Annotated in this window: 15 protein-coding genes; all 15 read right to left on the reverse strand. The window is 40.3% G+C overall.

Going from position 1 to position 14,462, the window contains the following annotated elements; genetic code table 11:
• Positions 1 to 5 precede the first annotated feature (5 nt).
• The 15 genes from DU000_RS08125 to DU000_RS08195 all read right to left on the reverse strand — a co-directional run bounded on the left by DU000_RS08125 (position 6) and on the right by DU000_RS08195 (position 14,460).
• Positions 6 to 1,034 carry a polysaccharide biosynthesis protein gene (locus tag DU000_RS08125; protein ID WP_114402900.1) on the reverse strand — a complete coding sequence of 343 codons (1,029 nt, stop codon included), beginning with the start codon at positions 1,032 to 1,034 and terminating at the stop codon, positions 6 to 8.
• A 9-nt stretch (positions 1,035 to 1,043) separates the two neighbouring features.
• Positions 1,044 to 1,838, reverse strand: coding sequence for an AglZ/HisF2 family acetamidino modification protein (locus tag DU000_RS08130; RefSeq protein ID WP_114402901.1), 795 nt, complete (start codon positions 1,836 to 1,838; stop codon positions 1,044 to 1,046).
• A complete protein-coding gene (hisH, locus tag DU000_RS08135) occupies positions 1,839 to 2,459 on the reverse strand; it encodes an imidazole glycerol phosphate synthase subunit HisH (RefSeq protein ID WP_114402902.1) in 621 nt (206 codons plus the stop codon).
• Positions 2,456 to 3,604: an N-acetyl sugar amidotransferase gene (locus DU000_RS08140; RefSeq protein ID WP_114402903.1), complete on the reverse strand. Its 1,149-nt coding sequence runs from the start codon at positions 3,602 to 3,604 to the stop codon at positions 2,456 to 2,458. Before DU000_RS08140 ends, hisH begins: the two co-directional genes overlap by 4 nt.
• Positions 3,605 to 3,640: 36 nt before the next feature.
• Positions 3,641 to 4,783 (reverse strand): hypothetical protein, encoded by a 1,143-nt coding sequence (locus tag DU000_RS08145; protein ID WP_147266983.1) that lies wholly within the window; start codon positions 4,781 to 4,783, stop codon positions 3,641 to 3,643.
• Between the two features lie 25 nt (positions 4,784 to 4,808).
• A complete protein-coding gene (locus DU000_RS08150; RefSeq protein ID WP_147266984.1) occupies positions 4,809 to 6,173 on the reverse strand; it encodes a hypothetical protein in 1,365 nt (454 codons plus the stop codon).
• Positions 6,170 to 7,510, reverse strand: a complete 1,341-nt coding sequence (locus DU000_RS08155) for an oligosaccharide flippase family protein (protein ID WP_275667804.1) — start codon at positions 7,508 to 7,510, stop codon at positions 6,170 to 6,172. The genes DU000_RS08150 and DU000_RS08155 overlap by 4 nt, the downstream gene beginning before the upstream one ends.
• 154 nt (positions 7,511 to 7,664) lie before the next feature.
• Positions 7,665 to 8,342, reverse strand: a complete 678-nt coding sequence (locus DU000_RS08160) for an SGNH/GDSL hydrolase family protein (protein ID WP_114402907.1) — start codon at positions 8,340 to 8,342, stop codon at positions 7,665 to 7,667.
• Positions 8,343 to 8,354: 12 nt separating this feature from the next.
• The gene (locus DU000_RS08165) at positions 8,355 to 9,317 is read right to left on the reverse strand and encodes a Gfo/Idh/MocA family oxidoreductase (protein WP_114402908.1); all 963 of its coding nucleotides are present in this window, start codon (positions 9,315 to 9,317) and stop codon (positions 8,355 to 8,357) included.
• Positions 9,318 to 9,326: 9 nt separating this feature from the next.
• Complete coding sequence (locus DU000_RS08170) at positions 9,327 to 10,304, reverse strand: Gfo/Idh/MocA family oxidoreductase (protein WP_114402909.1); 978 nt, start codon at positions 10,302 to 10,304, stop codon at positions 9,327 to 9,329.
• 25 nt (positions 10,305 to 10,329) lie between these two features.
• Positions 10,330 to 11,121 (reverse strand): oxidoreductase, encoded by a 792-nt coding sequence (locus tag DU000_RS08175; protein WP_114402910.1) that lies wholly within the window; start codon positions 11,119 to 11,121, stop codon positions 10,330 to 10,332.
• Between the two features lie 8 nt (positions 11,122 to 11,129).
• A complete protein-coding gene (locus DU000_RS08180; protein ID WP_114403080.1) occupies positions 11,130 to 11,837 on the reverse strand; it encodes an acylneuraminate cytidylyltransferase family protein in 708 nt (235 codons plus the stop codon).
• Positions 11,834 to 12,772 (reverse strand): Gfo/Idh/MocA family protein, encoded by a 939-nt coding sequence (locus DU000_RS08185; RefSeq protein ID WP_158529661.1) that lies wholly within the window; start codon positions 12,770 to 12,772, stop codon positions 11,834 to 11,836. The genes DU000_RS08180 and DU000_RS08185 overlap by 4 nt, the downstream gene beginning before the upstream one ends.
• A complete protein-coding gene (locus DU000_RS08190) occupies positions 12,769 to 13,818 on the reverse strand; it encodes a nucleotidyltransferase family protein (RefSeq protein WP_114402912.1) in 1,050 nt (349 codons plus the stop codon). Before DU000_RS08190 ends, DU000_RS08185 begins: the two co-directional genes overlap by 4 nt.
• Complete coding sequence (locus tag DU000_RS08195; protein WP_114402913.1) at positions 13,819 to 14,460, reverse strand: acetyltransferase; 642 nt, start codon at positions 14,458 to 14,460, stop codon at positions 13,819 to 13,821.
• Positions 14,461 to 14,462: the final 2 nt, after the last annotated feature.

Genomic DNA, 14,462 nt, shown 5'->3' on the forward strand with positions numbered 1-14,462 from the left:
TCGGATTACTCCTCAGCCTCGACCACATCACCATGAAGAGTCGCCTGCATAAAGCGCAGCTTCATAAGCAACGCCTGCATGCCAGGTATGTCTAGCCGGGTGGTGTTATGTGAGTTGTAATCAGCTGCTTCAGAGATCTTCACTTCGCCTTGTTCCACATACTTCCCGTAATTAAGGTCGCGCAAATCAGGCGGCACACGATAATAGCCACCCAAATCTTCCGCAGCGACCATTTCCTCGCGACTCAGTAAGGCTTCATAAAGTTTTTCGCCATGGCGAGTTCCAATCACACGAACTTCATGGTCTGGCTTGCCTAATAACCCTGTTAGTGCATAAGCAAGCGTTTCAATGGTAGCTGCCGGAGCCTTTTGAACAAAAATTTCACCTGGCTTACCATGCTCAAACGCGTACAGCACCAAATCCACTGCATCATCCAGCGTCATCATGAAGCGGGTCATGGCTGGGTCAGTGATGGTGATAGGCTGGTTTGTACGAATTTGCTGGGTAAATAGCGGAATGACCGAACCACGTGAGCACATTACGTTGCCATAGCGTGTAACATTAATCACGGTGCTATTGCTACTGCGTGATTTGGCCACAGCCACCTTTTCCATCATGGCTTTGCTGATACCCATGGCGTTGATGGGATATACCGCCTTGTCAGTGCTAAGCACGACGACCCGTTTGACACCACAGGTGATGGCAGCCTCGAGTACGTTTTCAGTCCCCAATACGTTGGTCTTTACTGCCTCTAGCGGATGAAACTCACACGAAGGCACTTGCTTGAGTGCAGCAGCATGGTAAATGAAATCAACGCCACGCACTACATTCAAAACAGATTGGTAATCACGCACATCCCCAATGTAAAACTTGAGCTTTGGGTTGTTATACTTTTTTCGCATGTCGTCTTGTTTCTTTTCATCGCGACTAAAAATGCGAATTTCATCCAAATCAGAATCAAGAAATCGTCTTAAAACAGCGTTACCAAAAGAGCCTGTTCCACCAGTAATTAGAAGCACTCTGTTTTTAAACATAACAATCCTTTACATATGCTTATTTTTTAATGCCTCACGGCAGAGCATGACTTTTTGTTCTGGGGTTGGGTAGTTAATCAATACTGCCCGATATTTACCTTTAAAAACAAAGAGACTACCGGCTGCAGCTCCTACTACGCCCACAGTTGAAATGAGATCATTCATATGATCAAGAGAGCCGGCGCCACCTAGAAAAGTTACAGGCACTTTTAGTTCATGCTTAAACTGTTCTGCAAGTGCGACATCATAGCCCTGCATAACACCATCTCTATCGATAGAGTTAATCACAACTTCACCTGCTCCGGCCTCTTGGAGTTGCTTAGCCAAGGCTATTGGCTCTGAATTGTGAATCGTTTTACCATTGTGTGTACGTAGTTCATAGCCCTTCGCAAACAGACCAGTTCTCTTGCGAATATCCAGTACCGCAACAACTGACTGCCGCCCAACCGCTGCCGCCATTTCACTTAGCAGAGATGGGTTAGCAATCGCTGCTGCACTCACAGCGACCTTTTCTACCCCCATGTCAACAATACGAGCCGCTTGTTCTGCTGTTGTCACTCCACCGCCGTAGCATAGTGGCATTCTGCATTCTGCCGCCAATTTGGAAATAAGACTAAAATCTGGCAGTACCTTATTGACTGTGGCATCAATATCCAAAACCATCAATTCATCAGCTTCTTTTTCATTAAATATTCTGACTGCATTAATGGGATCCCCAACGTATTTTGGATCCTTAAATCCTTGCGTTTTTACCAATCCACCTTTATGAACCAACAGACAAGGAATAATTCTAGGGCGTAACATTTAGTTAAGCTCCACAAAATTCTTTAACAAATTCTCACCCCAATGATGACTTTTCTCTGGATGGCACTGCACCCCATGAATATGCCCACGAGAGACTACCGCATCAAAATCCAGGCCATAGTTCGCTGTAGCTGCCACATCTTGCTTATCTAATGCATCGAAATAATATGAATGCAGAAAATAAAACTGTGGGGTCTCATTAAATCCTTCAGCAAACAATTTACTTTCAGAGCTAGGCTGCAATTCATTCCAACCCATATGTGGCATTGGTAAAGTCGCTGTTTGAGGTTGATCTGCAAAAGCACGCACTCTGCCTGGAATCCAATTTAGGCCCGGCAGATCTCCCTCATCTGAACCCTCTGCCAACATTTGCATGCCAACACAAATACCTATCACAGGCACACTATGACTAAGAACCAATTGCTCTAACTTAGTGCGGATTCCTGACTCGTTGAGTCGCTGCATGGCATGGTCAAAATGCCCAACGCCTGGTAAAACCAAACGGGTAACATCAGCAAATTCATCGGGTGATGATGCACGTCGTGCGTCTATACCAAGCCTCTTAAATAAATTTAAGAAAGCTTGGATATTACCGACACCATAATCCACGATACAAATCATCGGAAATACCTTTTTTCCAACCCTAATTTACGCATCAGATTTGCTCCTAAGCCTATCAAGTTACGTTTATTTTTGTAATCACGATATGTTTTTTTGGGCATATCAAAAAGCTGTTGTAGCTCAAGAACAGTCAAACCTAATTTATGTGCGACATATTCAAATTCCTGCTTCAAGAAATGCTCATCCATTTCGGGACGAGAAATTCGATCTAGTGCCTGATCACGCGTCATTTGCCCAGTCATAATCAAACTAGAAAAATGGGCGCGTCGCTTTTCATAGCCAAATCGGCGAGGAAGCCAATAGTCTTCATAAAAACGGGTGAAGCGGGATTCATGATGCTTGTGCTGGAAGCGCTGCCATCCAAACAAGCGCTCTAATTCATCCTCCGCATCCTTCTTAACGTAGGGCACCAAGTTCAGTGGGTGGTGAACCTTCATGCCCAATATTTTTTGATACCAGAGCTTATAAACCAAAATATCAACCAATGGGAAATCATCATTAGGTTGACCATCGCCACATTGCCTCCAGATGTCGGCAAACAAAGTTTTATCTATACCTAAATAACCACCCCATTCTTCTGGCTCACGGCAACACTCAGTCGAAAAATTAGAGCCAGTGATGATGTGTTTGATCTTGTATTTTCGCGCAAACTTATACAAGCCAGAGAAAAAAGCAGCATCTTGAACTAAATCTTGGTCAGGAATGCCCGCCCGCAAGAAAGCAACTTGCATTCTTTTTACAGCATCCCAATTCACGACATCTGTGTAGAGATCAAGACCCAAGCCATCGACTAACTTTTCAATATTCCCTACTGCTTGATCAGTGTTCCAGCCTGCATCCACATGAAACAGGAGAGGGCGAAGTCCCATTTTTTCTTTAGCGACATAGGCAACGTATGAACTGTCGAGGCCCCCGCTAAGACCAATAATGCAATCAAAATCCCTACCCTGTCCAGCCTCGCGGATGGTATCTGCCATTGCCACCAATTTATTAGCACCGCGAAAATCTATATGCCAATTAGGTTGAATAAGGTGATTGAAATTATCGCAGTAATCACACACACCCTGATGATCAAATTGGATATTTGGATCAGAAGTATCCATAATACAATTGGAGCAGATCCGGTAGGAGATTTGTGAGTTCATTTATGTAGCAATCAAGAATTAAAATTTAAAGCAATATCATTTATCAATATGCATGAGTAGCTTTAGTATCTCTTCATAAGCTTGTGCAACGCCCCCAGCGCGAGCAATTGAAACTGTCTGCATATTATTTTGAAGATAATCAAACTCCATAAATGAATTATAACTAACGAATATTAAACAAGCAGGATTGATTTCTGCCTCTACTGATAAATCAGCAAGCGCTAAAAGTTGATTTTTTCGCTCATCATAGGTATGCGCAGGGTGGAGCTTGATTATTATTGGAATTCGGATGTTATTCCTGATTATTTTTATCAGCTCAATCTCGTGCTCAATTGCGGGAAATGATGAGGCTAGGAATAAAGCTTCTTTAGAAATAGGGGTTTTAGTTATTTCTATTTTTGGTGAATAAAGCTGACTCTCTGTCAGCGTGTAAATACGCTGAAACTGTTTCAAAAAACTTTTATCTCTTAAATATATCTTAGATACATTCCCATACTTATTGGGGAAATGAATCCCATCATCTAAAAAACCATGCTGGACAATACGAAAATCTTTTGCCAAGTGTGAAAGTATATAGCTCCAACGTTGATAATGATCATCAGTCAGTACTATATCTGAACCACATGAAATGTCATACCCAATCAATAGAAGTAAAAATGAGTCTCTTGCATGCAATACCATGTCTCGTTTCTGTTTATTTTTTTTTGAGAAAATTGCTCTAATAAAAATTAAGTGTGCAAATAAGCTTCTCAAGACAAATAATAGACCAAGCCGCCTTCCGAGTTTAAATACCGACATCGGCTGTATTAGTTGCTCTAATCTTGAAAATTGAGGCTCTTGCGCTATCGCTAATCGAATAAGTTCTCTATTCTGTAAAGTGGTAGGAAGCAACCGAATACTTTCAGTTGAAGTTTGGTGAAAGAAAACGGAACCAATAATTGCTACGCACCACTGAATAGGAAAGAGAAATATAATCAGCCAAGGAGCAATTTTAATCATTAGAGGATAGATTAGTGAGTATCGCTTTCTGAGAGCGATTTGCTTCATAATTTTGTAGTTTGGCAAACCATCTGTAATTTCAGAACCACTTACTTTTTTTCGGTATGCAACATCGATTGCAATCTCATTCTCGAGTGCACAAAAAATCAAATTAGCAGCAAATTTGTTTGATAAGGCCATTTGGTTTCGATTGATACCTGCGAAGCTATTCAGCATTAGCCAAAGATGCATTATGCCTAACACGTGCATGTTTAATTGTATATTTACACACAAAATATATGACCAGATATTGACCAATATATATTGGTGTCTCCCATGGAATCAGTGTTCCACGTAATGTACTGAAAATTCGTTGAAATTCCATTACGTATATTAAAAGAAACCAATAATTTCTTTCAATAATAGCCAGTCTATATATCCAACCCAGAAACCCTGCATAGATTAGTAATGGGATCCATGACAAATATATGCCAAAATAATTTAAATAAAGCTCCGTCTCAATAGGCCACTGTTGTGTTGCCTTTTCATTATCCCACTGTTCTGGAAAGTACTCCTTTGTCAGCATGACACTGATATCGAAACTCGCGTCCGATGATACTTGACCAAGGATCTGTAAAGGCTTAACAAAAACTTGCCAAACTGTTTGGAATAAACCAGGTTCACGACTAGTAACAATATAATCATGTAATTGGTAAGCATTAAAATAGCCGATAAGCATTTCGAGAAAATATGGCGCCGATGCATAAAAGAATTCAGTTCTAAACAAAGTACCAAGATAGAGCAATAGAAAAAAAATGGTCGCGAATAAAATTACTGTACTTAGCCGGAACTTCATTACTAGCAAGTAAGGTGAAAAATAAACTATCAGAAGGAATATGAATCTACTTTTTATGCCGCCAATGATTGATAAAAATATACATAAAATTATTGCTTTAAAAACCAATAGCAGTTTTCTATCTGAAAGAATGGTTTGCATACCTAGCAAGAATACTGCAATGTTTCCAAGTACAATAATTATCACATTTAAGAGTCCATGACCTTCTCGCTTTGCAAGGTAGGTATAACTATAGTTATTTATCCATTCACCAACTCCTGCTGTGGACTCCATAAAAGCAAACACAAGAGCAATACAGGTTATATATAGTAGATTTGTATAATTCGAGCGAATTGATACCTCATGAATTTCAATAGGTTTAATGAAAAATCGATTGCTACAAAAATAACGTAGTCCAAAGAATAGAACTAGAAAAGTGAACTCAACTTGAAGGAGTAGGTATAAAGACATTTCCTTCCAAAATACTATTTGCCCCCATGGCAAGACATACTCCCACTCAATTAATGACAGAATTAGTGTTAGCGTGCTCGATAGAATTACATATAGCCCATATGATGCAAAGACCATATTATTTGGATGAAATATGTATTGCGGCCTAAAAAGCAAATAAGTTATCAGTATGATGATTGATAGATATGCACAACCCCAAGGCATGTTCAACATCATTAAGGTCAATAAAAGGGTAATTGGGATATAACCAAATATTTTCCAATCACCCATTAAATTGCTTTTCACGAGGCCCCTCTTGTTAGCAATGATTTAATCGAATGCCTATGTGGCCAGATGCAAATGAATAGAAACAAAGATTTTAATAAGTAGCCTAAATTGTTAGATTGACCATGAGAGAGGGGTATTAATACAGCCAACAGTAAAATCCACATAACTTCACGTGCCAATCCTATCCGCAGATTAGTCACATGATTAACGATAAGCACACACAACAAAGACATCATTAGATAAGTAGCCAGAGATACAACTGCAGCAATCTGATAGCCAAATTTAGGTAGTAGCCAAAGATTGGTTGATATTCCAAAGATCGCTCCAAAAATAGCAATCCCTGAAATTAAAATAGTTCTATGTTCGTATGCCAAGACTCTTATCCAACATTGAAAAATCACTGAACATAATCCCCCAAGAGCAACCAAAGGTATCAGATAAAATCCCGCTCTATACTTCGGTGGCAATATCAGTTTGGCCAAATCGGGGCCCCAAATCACCAGAAATGCGGCTGCCGCGACGCAACAGTTAAACAATATATCGCTGTCTTGTTTTAACTTTTCAAAATCATTTTTATTAAGGGCATCGAAAAAGGCAGGCGTATATGCGTTTAAGGCAGCACCAGCGGCCATCATTAACAAAGCGCCAAAGTTATAAGCTAAACTGTAATAACCAGTGATTTCACTCCCATAATATTTGTTCAGTAAAACCCGATCAAACTGTGATAGCAGAGTTAGAGAAAGCATGTATGGGATCAGTGGAACCGCATACCTTGCCATGTATATAAAATTTGAAAAACTCATTTTCCAAACAATGCGCCTCCGCAAGAAATATCCTGTGTATATGCAAAGGCCAAGACTAGCTATCGACTCGGCAATGAGGATAGCCATATACTTTTCTGTTGAAAGTACCGATAGAAAATAGATGCAGAAAATAAAGCTAAATATAGCTTTGATCGTTATGGCGATGAGAAGTAAGGAACTACGTTGATCGCGAATCATTAGCTGCGTCAACAGTGATTCAGCAAGCATGCCCATAACTCCCACAATCATCAAAACAATAGCTTTAAGCGGTAAATCTAATAGACTACTCACACGGGCTGAATTAAAAAATATGACGACTATTCCTAAAAAAAAGACCAGCCCAACTGCTAATATAGTGCTTGCTAAAAAAGGCCCCTCAGATGCCCCTGGCTCATAAATATATCGCCCAACTGATACATGTAGGTTAAACGACAGTATCAGCACAAAAATCCATAAATATGATTGTGTTAAATTGAGTACACCATAATCACTGACATTCATAAAACGACTGTATATGAAGATTGATGCCAGTGGAATGAGCTTACTTACCACTGCAACTCCCAGCTGATTCAGGAGCTCCAGACCTCGACTTGAGATCCGGCTCTCCGATGAAGAGTTTTGATCCGGACCTTTACCTTCTGATTTATAAATCAATTAAATCTCTGTATTAGGTTATAGAGGACAAAGAAGTTTTATCTATTTGTATTCATGTATTGACATTGAAATCATCTATATCAGATATCTTTATCAAATCTCTCAGCCTATTAAATAATTTTTGATGTCCATTAATATTTAAATGATGAAAGTCAGACATTATTTCGTTTTCTGTGAAGTCGTCTGTGCTGATGTATTTGTGTTTTCTCAACTCGTGATTAAATCTCTGTATATTTTCCGTAATTCCATTTACGTTGCTCTCATAGTTTGCACTAGCTGGAAGTATGCCAACCCAATGTATGTTCCGATACATTGATTCAAATTTTTCAATGTACTCAACATAGGTTGTAAGAGATGTATAGGTGATTTTCCTGAATTGCCTCAAATTTTTCGCATAGCGCTTGATAAGTCTGCCGAGTAAAGATCCAATAATTGGCAATCTAGAAATAATTTGTTGTTCAATGACTGTTGTAGTGCGTGGGGCGCAGTCTACGATTCCACATTGCATAATCACAAGGGCAGGGCTTATAGTATGGTGGAAATAACTTGTATGGTTATACAATTCCGTTATTGTTCCACCGCCCCTGCCCAAATGAATAAAATCATAATTTGGAAATTCCCTTTTTAGTTGAGCAATATATGTATCTTCGTAGCAAACTAATTCTGGTTCTAGCCGCGGGAAAGCTAGTGAATCGGTAATTAGTAAGATATAGGGCAAATTTACTTTCATTAATTAATATTTTTACATGCTTACGTAGCCAGCAATTTTTTCATAAATTGGCCAATTGATTAGTTGGTCGTTAATTGTACATAAACCACCAGGTGTAGAATCATTCAAAAAACAATCTACTTGCTTGTACAATCCGGGCTTGAAATTTTTATCATATTTATCATCAATCACTACTTGATCAATGCTCACGGAGCCTCGTCTCATAACTTGCAAGGTCTCCATTGGACGAAAAATAAAGCGCCTGTGGCGACTTAAAACTTCTAAGCTCCACCTACCTGGCGCATCCCAGTTCGCCTGATAAGAGAAAAGCACTCCGCGATCTGTCTTACCAGCCCCTGAAAAAATAGATGCGCTAGGATGCCAGCACAAACTAGTACCGGCAGTGACAGCATTTAGTTCAGTAGGAGTACCCCCCAAATAAAATGCCAAATCAATAACATGCGTGGAATTCGCTAACACCCATGCTTCTTTCACTCCTGGTGCTTTGCTTATGCTTTCAATTACATGCCCCCACTCTGTGAACTCAAAGTGCATTGATTGAATACCACCATCTTCCTCAATCATTTGATTCGCAGCCATAACCGCAGCATACATTCTACGGTTGTAAGCAATGTAGATATCTGCACCTAATGACTGAGCCCGTTGCTGAAGTGCCGATAGTTCTGTGTATGATAAAGCGCCAGGTTTTTCAAGTAATATTTTTTTAACTCCGAAATTTAGAAGTTGTGCAGCTACCGATGCAAGCACTTCAACCCCGACGGCAACAATCGCCGCATCAGGTAATGCGGGCTTTGCTATTAGAAAATTATCCAAACCTCCGGCAATTACTGGAACGCCATAAGTTTCTTGCATATGGCTTGCCGACTTAGCCCCTCTACCGACTACTGTTATATGAGCGCCAACTTCAATAAGGACCTTAACATAATCAAGTGCCATAGGACCGGCACCAACGACCCAAACATTTAATGAACGCATAATTTGAATTTAAGTTATTGGACAAAAATCGGGATCATTACCGAGTAGTTTGCTTGAATGTTTACCCAGGCAACGGATTAAGGGTAGGTGGTATGCAACTGAATCTGTGAAACTCGCAAGCTCGGACTCACCATTAATCAATATATTTTTTGCAATCAGTGTGCTTTGGTCGCTAACGAGAGGATTCCTAAATGCCTCACTAGTCCAACTACTGGTTGAATCGTCGATATTAAAGAATGCCTGCCCACTCCGTTCGTCTATAAGGCACGTACGCTTTTCTGACCTCAATGTAATTAACAGCTTTGAATTGGAAGAGGCGAGAGAAGTCAGATCAAATAGGGTGCCGCCAGATTTACCGCGTAAAGACCCTGTAAATTCATAAAAGCCTTCTCTCTTGCTTGCGGTGATATGTGTATCAAGACTCATGGTACATAAATCGGAAGGTGGTTTACCCGTGAAAAAAGCCAGAAGGTCTATAAAATGAATACTATTACAGCCCAACCCCCAATTTCCTCCATACACTTGGAAATGATGGATCGGATCTTCTTTAAAGAAACTATGAACTTTCTTGTAAATAGGAAAAAGTCGTCGGGGACAATTGACCCATATCTTTAAATCTTTTTTCTCCTTAAAAAGCATGGAAGCGACCTGGTAGTCATCTGAATGCTGAAAAAGTACTTTTTCTAGCAATAAATTCTTTACATCCACGAGATTTAATAAATCTTTTATAACTTTTAGACGAACATCTGCAGAGGTGGATATCACTGCGTAATCAATAATTTTTGGTAAATCATTAATTGATCTCAGATAAGTGACTTTCTTATCTATCTCAGGAATATCTATCTCGTTCAATCTATTCTTAGTAGTTACTAGAGAACTCTCGGAAGGATCCACAACGAAATATTGACAATCAAGTTCCAGACGGGCTAGACCTTGTAAATGCCTACTGCCCAGCTGCCCTGCGCCTATAACAGCGATTTGATACATATTTGATGATCAGGAAATATATGGGTTAGAGAGAAAAGCCATCGTCAACTACAATATTCTGGCCAGTTAAATACAGTGATGCATCTGACAATAAAAACAGTAAGGTCCCAACCAAATCACTTCTGTCTAACATCCCTTTATTGCTACAGTAATTTCGGTAATTTTTCAAAAATGTCTCAGGCTGATGGTTGAAAATTCCGCCAGGACTTATTGCATTAATACGGATATTTGTACCTTTTAAATATTGAGCAAAATATTTAGTCAGGTGGATAATTCCAGCCTTTGTTGCAGCATATTCAACGGGCATTGTCATATTCGTATCTTGATATATATCGAATCTTGGGGCCATAATCCCATAAATAGAGGACAAATTAACTATATTTCCGAACCCTTGTGATTTGAAATACTGAGCGAACTGCTGCATAATCAGGAAATATCCCCCAGCATGAACACCTAGGTTGTAGCAAAAATCTTCATAGGTGACATCTTCAACACGGCGACCGTAGTTACTATTACGAGGATATGCGTTATTTACAACTGCGTGTATAACACCATATTGCTCGTGCACATATTCAATCAGCCTCAGAACCGACTGCTTACAGGTAATATCTATTTCTGCCGCAATAGCCCCATTTGGGTACGAGGTACAAATTTCTTCAGCAACTTGTTGCGCTGTCAGTATATCTCTATCTGCGACAATGACTAAACCCTCTGCCGCAGCTACAGCAGAAGAGAAAGTTCGCCCTAAAAGACCAGACCCACCTGTAACTACGACAATTTTTTTATCCAATGAGAATTTTTTTGAAACGTTACTCATCGCTGATCTCAATCAAAGTGCAAAGCGTTTTGCTTCATTAGAAGCTCAACAAGTAAGAAATCTATTTCAGAGTCGATATCGATTGATCGCTCTTCGGGCATCAGGTACATTTTTGTGCTCGGATTAAAAATACCTTTATCTGAGAAAAGTGTATCGCGTTTCCATACATAAATAGATGCATTCATGTCGTAACATGCGGGTGCATCCTGCCGTCTGACAACTGGATGATCCAAGGTCTTACTTAGTCTTGGTATACCGTCCTCCGACAATTCGATCATATTAAAGTATGGCGATCTACGGGATGGCATGGCGGTAATGATATTGAGTGCATCTGTACTCTCTAATAGGCGCACAGCTTGCTTTACATCATCTACAGAACGTAGAGGAGATGTAGCGTCAAGATCAACGCATGTATCAAATAAAGTTCCAGATAAACTTTCTACCTCGGTGACGCAATGTCTAATTACAGGTAATTTCGCTGCATTATCTGTGGCTAGTTCTTTGGGCCGGGAAATTAAGATATCAGCTCCATATTGCTTAGCAATTTCTAAAATAGTATCGGAGTCACTACTAACTGCGATTAAGTCAAATAATTCTGATGATTTTGCTTGCTCAAGGCTGTAGGCAATTAAAGGCTTACCTAAGAGAGGTCTAATATTCTTTCCTTTAACACCTTTCGACCCGCCTCTGGCACAAATAGTACAAACTCGCTTCATACCACCCCCACCCATTTTGTAGCGTCTGCGCACTGGCGAGCGGCGTCGATTAACTGCAAGGTTTTTAATGCTTCTTGCGCTGTACATGTGAAATTTTCTTGATTCAGTAACATAGCTACATGCATTGCACGGTAGGTATCGTCTCGTTCCACAATAAAGTATTCCTCATCTTTATCAATAACTATTTTGTTTTGTATTAAATCAGCTTCGTATGTATGATCCAGTGTATTGATTATTATTCTTCGTCTTCCGAGTCGATCCAGATAGTTAAGTTGTACAGACGCAATAGGGCATTCTGCATAAGTAATTAGCATAGAAAATATGTCGTCACTGGATAACTCTAACTTACTGAGTTGCCCGCCCAGAGCGGTAACTTTCAACCAGTCCCCAAACATCCATGATAAATAATCCAGATCATGACTTAGATCTAATAGTACCCCACCACCAGATTTAGCATGCGCGGAATAACTCTGCCGATAATCTGTTCCTGGTCGCCAATCAGGTAAATACTGGCCCACATAACTATGGACAGATAAAATCTTTTGATTTGCAAGCGCAGACTTCAATGCCAAAACCACTGGATGAAATCTCAAGTTATATGCAACCCGTAGATCACTAAATTGATTTTCAGGGATACGTTGAGGAACATTAAATAGTGGCTTTTCGATTAAAACAGCTCCCTGGTATTCGAGTTCAATTAGTTGTTCGAGAGTTGGGTGATGCTGTGCGGTTTCATTAGCAATCACCACATAATTAGGCTGCTGTGACTGCAGCGCATCAGAAATATTATCGTAAGAGACAATACTGTCCACAGCATCTACACGACGACTCATTACAGAAACGTTACAACCTAGCTCGCCAAGAATTCGACTATGGCGCATACCAATTGAACCATATCCAACTACCAAGCAACGAGCATTAGCGAACGAAATCAATGGAATTCCTTGTAGAAATCTAAATTAGCCTTTTCGTAATCATTCAAACGGCCGATATCAAGCCAATAACCGTCTATCTTATGAGTACGAACATCCATATTACGCTTGAGTAAAGTCTCAAGTAAGGATGGCATATCAAAAAACTCTCCCTTCGGGATCAAATCTAGAACTTCTGGAGACAATATATTTATTCCGGCACTCACACAAAAAGTATGAACAGGTTTTTCTTGAATACCTTGAATTCTGCCATTAGATTCACTGATAACCCCAAAAGGCACTTGTATTTCATAGTCTCTAACGCTGAACGTGGCACTTGCCAAAGATTCTGTATGCTGATCAAGCATTGATCTGAAATCTTGTTTCGTAAGCAAATCGGCATTTGTTACGATAATTGGTTTTGTAGGCATATCAGATATGAGCGATAGTGCGCCAGCCGTACCCATGCGCATAGTCTCTTTGAGATAGCGTATTTCTAGCCCTAACGTCTTTCCATCGCCGAAATAATTCTCGATCTGTTCAGCTTTGTAGTTCACTGCAAAATAGAACTTTCTAAAACCCTGATCTGCAAAATTATGTACGATTGTTTCAAGCAGAGGCCGCGACCCTACTTTAAGCATTGGTTTAGGTGTGTCTCGCGTCAAATCTTTTAGGCGAGTACCTAACCCCCCTGCCATCACAACTACCCATTCTTCTCGTTGCTTAGGAAGCAGAAAATCTTCTACCATCTCCAAACCAACAACAACACCATTAGAGTCAAGAACCGGTATATGGTGGACTCCTAATGTTCGCATCATCGCCAATATTGTTGCTTGATCATCGGTATCACGGGCAAATTTTGGATTAGATCTCATGGCACCAGTAACCGAGTCCGATAAAGTCATGCCTTTTAAAAGAGCTCTCCTCACATCTCCGTCTGTCAAAATACCCAATAACTTATTGTTTTCATTGACTACCAGCGCCATTTGACAGCCACAAATATCTATACACTCTAACGCCTGTCTCAAGGTGCTACTTGGATTTATCAATGTATTTTGCCAACGTTTCATTTACTCCTCCAACTTCTTCGCAGGTATGCCGACTAGAGTACCTTTCCCGGCAAAACTTCTAATAACAGTCGCACCTGCGCCAATTAATGTTTCAGCGCCTAGTTGAATACCCTGTATTACTGTAGCGCTGGCACCGACATGACAAAAATCGCCTAACTTAGCCCCACCGCATACCAAGGAACCAGGTGCAGCATGTACCCATGAGCCAAGAATGGCATCATGCTCAATAATGGCGCCTGTATTTATGACACAGCCCTCACTGATTATTGCGTTTGCTTGCACTACTGTATTCGCTAAAATTTGTACATCAGGAGCGACTTTGGCATATGGAGAGACTATAGCTGACGGGTGAACCACTCCAATAAAGTACCAACCTAAAGCCTGCAAATATTCCTGAACTTTTTTTCGCAGAAATGGGTAAGAAATAGAACCAATTCCATTAGCTAGCGAAACATGGGCAGGGCTATAATTATCAAGGTGATCATCATCACCAAGCACCTGCAAACCACATATAAGACGACTACCTGCTTGTATAGAGGGATCCACAAATCCGAGAACTGATCTACCTTGTGCAAGCAGGGTGTCAGCGATTACAGCAGCATGCCCGCCAGCGCCGACCACGATTACTGGGTTATCATTCATCT

This window comes from Parvibium lacunae, assembly GCF_003335215.1.
GTDB lineage: Bacteria > Pseudomonadota > Gammaproteobacteria > Burkholderiales > Burkholderiaceae_D > Parvibium > Parvibium lacunae.